The organism is Paenibacillus xylanivorans (assembly GCF_001280595.1).
GTDB lineage: Bacteria > Bacillota > Bacilli > Paenibacillales > Paenibacillaceae > Paenibacillus > Paenibacillus xylanivorans.
In genome coordinates this window covers 374,946-381,512 of record NZ_LITU01000053.1, presented here as the reverse complement: position 1 = coordinate 381,512, position 6,567 = coordinate 374,946, and the positions used below count along the sequence as shown (strand labels likewise).

Here is a 6,567-nt window from a genome sequence, read left to right as displayed (position 1 = left end):
CCGGTCACGACACCTACCGCCACAGAAATGACAAACCCTCGTGACCACCTCTTCGCCATTAGTGTGTAGTGAGGATCCTTCTTGCGGATCCCCATGAACTCTGCAATAGCGATCATTAAGGGTACACCGACACCAAGCGTTGCAAAAATAACGTGGAACCCCAGCGTCATGCCTGTCACCAGCCTGCTCCACATCACCGTATCAATTTCCATTCTTTACTGCCTCCTTTCAAACTTTGTTCGATTTTGGTAATGATTTGATGCTTTTAATCATTAGGTCAGTCAGCCCTTGGACGACATTCAATATCAGGATTGGGAGGCTACACGCAATCGGTTCAGAATTGGTCTATACAGCGCTCCTCCGACATTGTATGTACAAAGAGATTTTTTTCACAAAGTCAGGTACGAAGAAGGCTTTGACAAACCATCATTGCGTGCTGCCAAGCTTTGTTACTGGCTAAGCATCAGTTCGCGAGCCTGTTTTACCTGAGAATACAAGACCAAAGTACTGAACGAGACCTAATAGTTAAAATTATTATATCTTTATGAATGAGCAATTCAATCACTGACACGTCTTCGTCCCTAAATGTTCAAGAAAGGATCAACTCTTTCTGACAACTCGGTGAAAAGCGTAAAAAGCACCCAAAGGGGCTATTGATTCATTGGGCACAACCGTGGTATTACATTTCATTTCCAATATGCGTGCAAGGTGTTTGCGAAACCAACCGTTTGCGGTTGTTCTGGTTCTTGTAGCTTACAAAAAAAACAAAAGAAGCCGCTCATATAGCGACTTCTTTTGTTCTTAAATCTTGCAAGGCTTCAATTCTTTTGCTGCACGGTGTCCTCCAGCCATTGCTGCAAGGGAATATCCTTGGTTATCTCACCGAGCAGAATGTGACTGAATATGCCTTCCTGATCTATAATCATGGTCGCTGGCAACCCGGTGATGCGATACACACCCGAGACCTTTCCGGTCACATCAATGATTACAGGGAAATCGAATTGCTGATTCTCCATAAATTCACGAATGGTACCCTTAGCTTCCCCCACGTTGACAAACAGGGTCTCCACGTCGTTTTGATATGTTTCGGCGATATGATTAATCATCGGCATTTCCCTTACACAGGGGGCGCACCATGAAGCCCAAAAGTTAATCATGACAACTTTGCCCCGATAATCGGAGAGCTTCACCTGTTCTCCGGCTGAATTAACCGCTGTGAATTCAGGAGCAACTGCACCGGTTTCAATAGCACCGATTCTTTTGGGCTCTGATGTTAAATTACCTTGGTAAATTGCCCACACAGCGGCCAGCAAAGCAGCCATTCCAATCAGGATTGTGATTAAACGTCTTATTCTCGCACTCTTTTTTGCACTCTTTTTTCCCAATCGATTCACCTTCATTTCAGGCCGAGACTATGATGAAAAGCAGCATGAAGCGACCCGAACTGTTGCCGAAAGTCTTCAGTAGAACCATCTCCTACATTACGTCCTTTGTTCATAAAAACAATGTGATCTGCAACATCATCTGCAATCTCAAGCTGGTGGGTGGAGAACACGACCATGTGTCCCTCCTCCTTGATTTGTTTTATGAGATTTGCAAATTCCTGCATCCAGAAGGGGTCCAGTCCATTCGTCGGCTCATCCATGATCAGCAGCGGAGGCTTAGCCAGCAGAGCCTGGGCAAATAACACACGCTGCCGCATGCCTTTGGAAAAGGTAGTGACCCGCTCATTTTTTTGATCGGCCAAGCCTACCAGAGTTAGCACTTCCGATACTCGCTCTTTGGGCACTTTCCTTAGCGCCGCCCAGAACTGGAGCACTTCCTCTGCCGTCAGACCCTGATTGAAATGATAATCATCCGGCATATACCCGATCTGTTCCGAATACCGCTTGCGTTCTTTGGACCAGCGCAATTTGTTTACAATGATTTCACCCGAAGTAGGTTGAAGGATACCTGCCATCATACGCAGAACGGTGCTCTTACCAGCCCCATTTCCTCCACATAAGGCAAGCACATGGCCAGAAGAAACACGAAAGGATATATCTTCAACAATCTGTTGTTTTTTTATGGATTTGCACAATCCAACAATCTCTGCTTCCACGTTATCCATGAGAACGCCCCCTCTCCCAGATCCCGTAGACTGCCACGATAGAACATGTAATCCACAGCAGGCATATCCCCGTAAAAATCCAGCTTCCGCTGGATGGTTGTACCCAATCAACCCACTGATAATATTCAGGTCCCAGTATGGAGCCCCCGCCAAGTTTGATCACAACAAACAAACGTACCAGCTCAGCCGGATTGATGAAGGTGAGAAAGGTGAGTATGGGTTTTACCCACTGATAAGGCATGAGTCCCAGTACGGAGATTAGAAGCGTCGGCCATCCGATCACTGCGAAAAACCAAACGGATACGGATATCGTTAACGCTTGCCACCGATTTTTGGATAACGAACCGATGAACAGTGCAATCGTCAGAAATAGCAGCACCAGTCCGCAGGAGAATACCAGAAACAAAAGGTACGTCATCATATCTAAAGGGCTGCCCATCCATCCGCTAAGAAGTCCCATCAACCCATATCCGAATGTAACTATAGTCATTAATACAACCGACAGACCCAGATATTTTCCTACGATAAACGACATCGTGCCGATGGGGTATGTGGACAACAGCTGCCAACTGCCCTCTTCTTTTTCAGAAGTCAACGAGAAGGAGCCCAGAAAGAGGGTCATCAGCGGCAAAAGATAAAGAATAAGATTTAACATGGAACCTGTCGTGCCAGAATATCCTGCAACAAAGTTTTGCGAATTTATAATCAGCAAACTTAAGCTAAATACGCAGAAAAAAATCAAAAATGAATAGGCCCAAGGATTGCGAAACCCCATTTTCATTTCTCGTCGAACTACTTGCAACATATCACCCATCATGGATCACCATCTTCATTGGCCATTACTTGTGGCCTGAATCTTCCGTTGATTCGGTTTCCTCATGTGTTCCTTCATGCATGCCGTCACCCATTCCCTCTTCGGAATGCCCATGCTCACCCATCATATCCATCATCTCTGTGTTTTGTTTCCAGTCGTGGGAGGCGAGGTCTTCAGCGGTCATGATCGTTCCCACCCCCTGCTCGGTAACAAAAGCTTCGGCAGATTGTTTGTCCTTGAAATTGAGGATGCCATAAGCCATGGGTGTACGTAGTGAAGCATCGTATACATAAGTGGCTTTGTTGTACTCAATCCATTCCTTGTCATTATAGTCACGAACAAAATCCATCCCGATGTTATCTGTTCCGTTCTCTTCTTTCCACTGGTGCATACAACCGAGGTCATCAAATTTATAATTTTTACCGTCTTTCGTGGTAAGCTGCGTGGCATAAGCATCATCCTTCACCTGCATTTTGCAAATGGCACAGATGTCCACGTCTTCATTAATCGGCAACGCCTCGTACTTTTTTCCGCAAGCTGTTAATAACAGCACCCCAAAGAGAAGCACCATGACTGTTTTCCAATGTTTTTTCATTTTCGTAATCCCCCCATATAGATCATAATAAAACTTGCCATGCCCAGCAGAATGCATCCGATGATCCAAACCTCAGTTGTCTCTTTCACCGCTTGTGCACCTGTTTTCGTCGTCAGTGATTCCGCTTTCATGCTCATTAACGGCGATCTGTCGGTTGTCCACTCTTGCTTGCCTTCCGTAAACAAGTTGCTCATAAAGATCATGCCTGGAGATTGAAAGAAAAGTTGATAGGCCGAATTCCGGTTGACCACTTGCTCATAAAAAGGATTAATCTCATAGGAGAGTTCACTGATTCCATCATCGTTCAGGTCAAGACCCTGAAAGGAATCCCAGTAATTCTCCTTCATCTCATTGTTCCGGCTGTCCATCGCTGAAGCTTCAATCACATTCGAAACAAATTGGTTTCTAACGAATTGGTTGTCCTCTGCCAGAACGAGTTGAATTCCAATGAAATTGCGAAGAACCGCGTTGCTACGAATCTCATTTCCAGAGGATTCGGCAATGTTCATGCCAACACGATTACCTTCCACAACATTGTTATGAATCGAGGATTGCTGTACGTCATACAACAAAATCCCTTGTGAATGCACATTTTCGCTCTGTTTACGAAAGGAATTTCCGGATACAACCGTATTCTTGACGCCCATCACCATCGCCCCGGTACTGTTGTTCTCCCCCACATTGTCCACAACAGAAGAACCATCGATATACATACAATGAATGCCGTATCTGGTATGCAGCAGCGTGTTACCCTTGACCGTAAGATTGCGACTGTTCTCCAAATAGATACCGTCCCGCATGCCCGTAATTTGGTTGTCTTCGATGTGGTTACGATGGGAATTGTACAGATCAATGCCGTTCCCCTTTTGACCACTGGAAGCCGATTCTGATCCAGCCCATGAAATATAATTGCTATGTATGAGGCCATCGACGGAACCCCGAAGCACAATTCCGAAACTTTGACTCTGAATATCAAGGCCCCTGATCTCTACACGATCTCCTTCAACCTGAATCGCAGCAGTAGGTTCATTCGTTAAGTGTTGAACCGTGAACCCCTGTAATGTCACTTCATCTGAACGAATGGTGATCGTGGCTTCAGCTTCTGTATTCAATACCGTTACGGATGAGTCCCCTCGAATGGATATATTCTTGTCTATACTTACGGGACCAGAATACATACCAGGCTCAAGTACAAGCACTTCACCAGGTATAGAACCATCAATGATTGGCTGGAGTGGAATAGCGCCTTTTGTTCCAGGAGCAGCGTTAGCAGAATCAAGCGGGTAAGATAGTGGGATCGCCAGTATACCCATAATGAGTAATATGCCTATGACAATCCGTTCGTTCAACATCATAACCTCCTTCATGAAACACACTGCTCATAGTGTACATAAAAACAAATTTTTACCATATAGCTCAATCTGGCTATAGAGATGGAATTTTTGTGTCCAATTTGTGAGGTCATTGAAGTAATAGCAGAAGAAATGACATCCTACTATACAGAAAGAACGCCCAAATATAGTAAAAAAGCTTATTACAGACGATTGTGGTCTGTAATAAGCCCTTGCTCCAGTGCATAACGTGTCAGTTGAACGCGATTTTGAACCTGCAGTTTTTGCAAAATGTTTTTCAAATGATTCTTGACGGTATACTCTGAGATCATATAATTCACAGCGATTTCTTTGTTGGTCCATCCTGCAGCCACACCATAGAGAATATCCTTTTCTCTTGTGGTTAATGGAACATCAGGTTCTTTTTTCTCTGTGAGTGAGACATCCTTCAGGATTTGATAAGCCACCTCACGGCTCAAAGGAGCTTCTTCTGTAACGATGGAATGAAGATATTCCAGCCACATGGACGGTTCAAGGTTTTTGAGAAGATAGCCCTGAGCTCCCCGCTTTAACGCTTCCAAAAGGTGGAGCGCATCATCCGAGACGGTAATCATGACAATTTTCACGTAAGGAAAGGCCAATTTGATCCGTTGTGTTGCTTCAAGACCGTTCATAATCGGCATCTGAATGTCCATGAGGATCAGATCGGGAAGCCACTGTTCTGTATAATCAATCGCCTGTTGACCATCCGATACGACGCCAATCACTTCGAAGCCGGAATCCATGGATAAAATTTCACAGATGGCTTCTCTCGCATGAGCGTGATCGTCCACAACAAGTACGCGAGTATGGCTCATTGCATCTCACCATCCTTTGAAAATTCGACAACAGTAAGCTGCTGTTCCCTTCGGAATTGCATGGTAAAGTTCAGTTCACTCATCCGCTCTCTCATGATTTTTAATCCATATCGATCCTTTCGTTCAAAAGGATTCATCTCAAACCCTTTTCCATTATCTCGAATCGTGATATTCCAGCACTCCTTGTGCCCGTTTCCCTGAATCCATGCTTGGGATGCTGATGCGTGCTTTTGAATATTAAAAAGAGCCTCCCGAATACAAGCGAGCAGTTCTACCTTCTCTTTGTCAGTAAATGTATCCTCCGGGATGCTCCAATCCAGTTCGATTCGGACGGGCATATCTCTGGAAATTCTTCGAATTTGACCAAGCAGTGTGACCGATTCGTTCATAGTAAAGGCTTGATCAACGTTAGGATCATAACGCAAATCTGCAATAGCCTGGCGCACATAACGATTGACTTCATGAACCGTTTTTTTGATCGAATACACATCGTCCAGCTGTTGATCCTGCTTGGCTTGCTCCTCCAGACGTCCGACTTTCACCGATAATAAGAAAAGCGATTGGGCGATTCCATCATGGAGTTCCTTGGCCATCTTTTCCCGAGATTCAAATGCGGCTTTGGCTTCACGCTCATGCTCCAGCTCTTTTTGAATACGTTCCAACATGTGAAACAGCCGAGTTAACAACGTTATACTCACAACATACACAATGACAGGCGTAAGCCAGTTGCCCAAATCCATCGATATATAGGGGAGTAGAAACTGGTGTCGTACATATTCCCAAAGTCCAACGGTCAAGGTGGGAATGAGCAGAATCATCCACTTGATTTGTTTGTAAGACATATTCTCCTCCTGCACATT

The 6,567-nt window shown here is 44.8% G+C and carries 8 protein-coding genes; all 8 read right to left on the bottom strand.

Features of this window, described 5'->3' with window-relative positions:
* A partial coding sequence (locus AMS66_RS33670) for a cytochrome ubiquinol oxidase subunit I (RefSeq protein WP_236703357.1) occupies positions 1–212 on the bottom strand: 212 nt, incomplete at its 3' end.
* 606 nt (positions 213–818) lie between these two features.
* Entirely contained in the window at positions 819–1,322 is a 504-nt protein-coding gene (locus tag AMS66_RS11745) for a TlpA family protein disulfide reductase (protein WP_236703345.1), read from the bottom strand.
* A gap of 74 nt (positions 1,323–1,396) precedes the next feature.
* Positions 1,397–2,110 carry a heme ABC exporter ATP-binding protein CcmA gene (ccmA, locus tag AMS66_RS11740; protein ID WP_053780954.1) on the bottom strand — a complete coding sequence of 238 codons (714 nt, stop codon included), beginning with the start codon at positions 2,108–2,110 and terminating at the stop codon, positions 1,397–1,399.
* A complete protein-coding gene (locus AMS66_RS11735) occupies positions 2,103–2,924 on the bottom strand; it encodes an ABC transporter permease (RefSeq protein ID WP_053780953.1) in 822 nt (273 codons plus the stop codon). Before AMS66_RS11735 ends, ccmA begins: the two co-directional genes overlap by 8 nt.
* 25 nt (positions 2,925–2,949) lie before the next feature.
* Positions 2,950–3,519, bottom strand: a complete 570-nt coding sequence (locus AMS66_RS11730; RefSeq protein ID WP_053780952.1) for a nitrous oxide reductase accessory protein NosL — start codon at positions 3,517–3,519, stop codon at positions 2,950–2,952.
* Entirely contained in the window at positions 3,516–4,874 is a 1,359-nt protein-coding gene (locus AMS66_RS11725; RefSeq protein WP_082350654.1) for a right-handed parallel beta-helix repeat-containing protein, read from the bottom strand. The genes AMS66_RS11730 and AMS66_RS11725 overlap by 4 nt, the downstream gene beginning before the upstream one ends.
* 179 nt (positions 4,875–5,053) lie before the next feature.
* Positions 5,054–5,707 (bottom strand): response regulator, encoded by a 654-nt coding sequence (locus AMS66_RS11720; RefSeq protein WP_053780951.1) that lies wholly within the window; start codon positions 5,705–5,707, stop codon positions 5,054–5,056.
* Complete coding sequence (locus tag AMS66_RS11715; protein WP_053780950.1) at positions 5,704–6,549, bottom strand: sensor histidine kinase; 846 nt, start codon at positions 6,547–6,549, stop codon at positions 5,704–5,706. Before AMS66_RS11715 ends, AMS66_RS11720 begins: the two co-directional genes overlap by 4 nt.
* Positions 6,550–6,567: the final 18 nt, after the last annotated feature.

What these genes read in the sequence shown, in the direction of transcription:
- AMS66_RS11730 (WP_053780952.1), bottom strand. Translation starts at nt 3,519, where the DNA reads ATGAAAAAACATTGGAAAACAGTCATGGTGCTTCTCTTTGGGGTGCTG.
- AMS66_RS11745 (WP_236703345.1), bottom strand. Translation starts at nt 1,322, where the DNA reads ATGGCTGCTTTGCTGGCCGCTGTGTGGGCAATTTACCAAGGTAATTTA.
- AMS66_RS11720 (WP_053780951.1), bottom strand. Translation starts at nt 5,707, where the DNA reads ATGAGCCATACTCGCGTACTTGTTGTGGACGATCACGCTCATGCGAGA.
- ccmA (WP_053780954.1), bottom strand. Translation starts at nt 2,110, where the DNA reads ATGGATAACGTGGAAGCAGAGATTGTTGGATTGTGCAAATCCATAAAA.
- AMS66_RS11715 (WP_053780950.1), bottom strand. Translation starts at nt 6,549, where the DNA reads ATGTCTTACAAACAAATCAAGTGGATGATTCTGCTCATTCCCACCTTG.
- AMS66_RS11725 (WP_082350654.1), bottom strand. Translation starts at nt 4,874, where the DNA reads ATGATGTTGAACGAACGGATTGTCATAGGCATATTACTCATTATGGGT.
- AMS66_RS11735 (WP_053780953.1), bottom strand. Translation starts at nt 2,924, where the DNA reads ATGGGTGATATGTTGCAAGTAGTTCGACGAGAAATGAAAATGGGGTTT.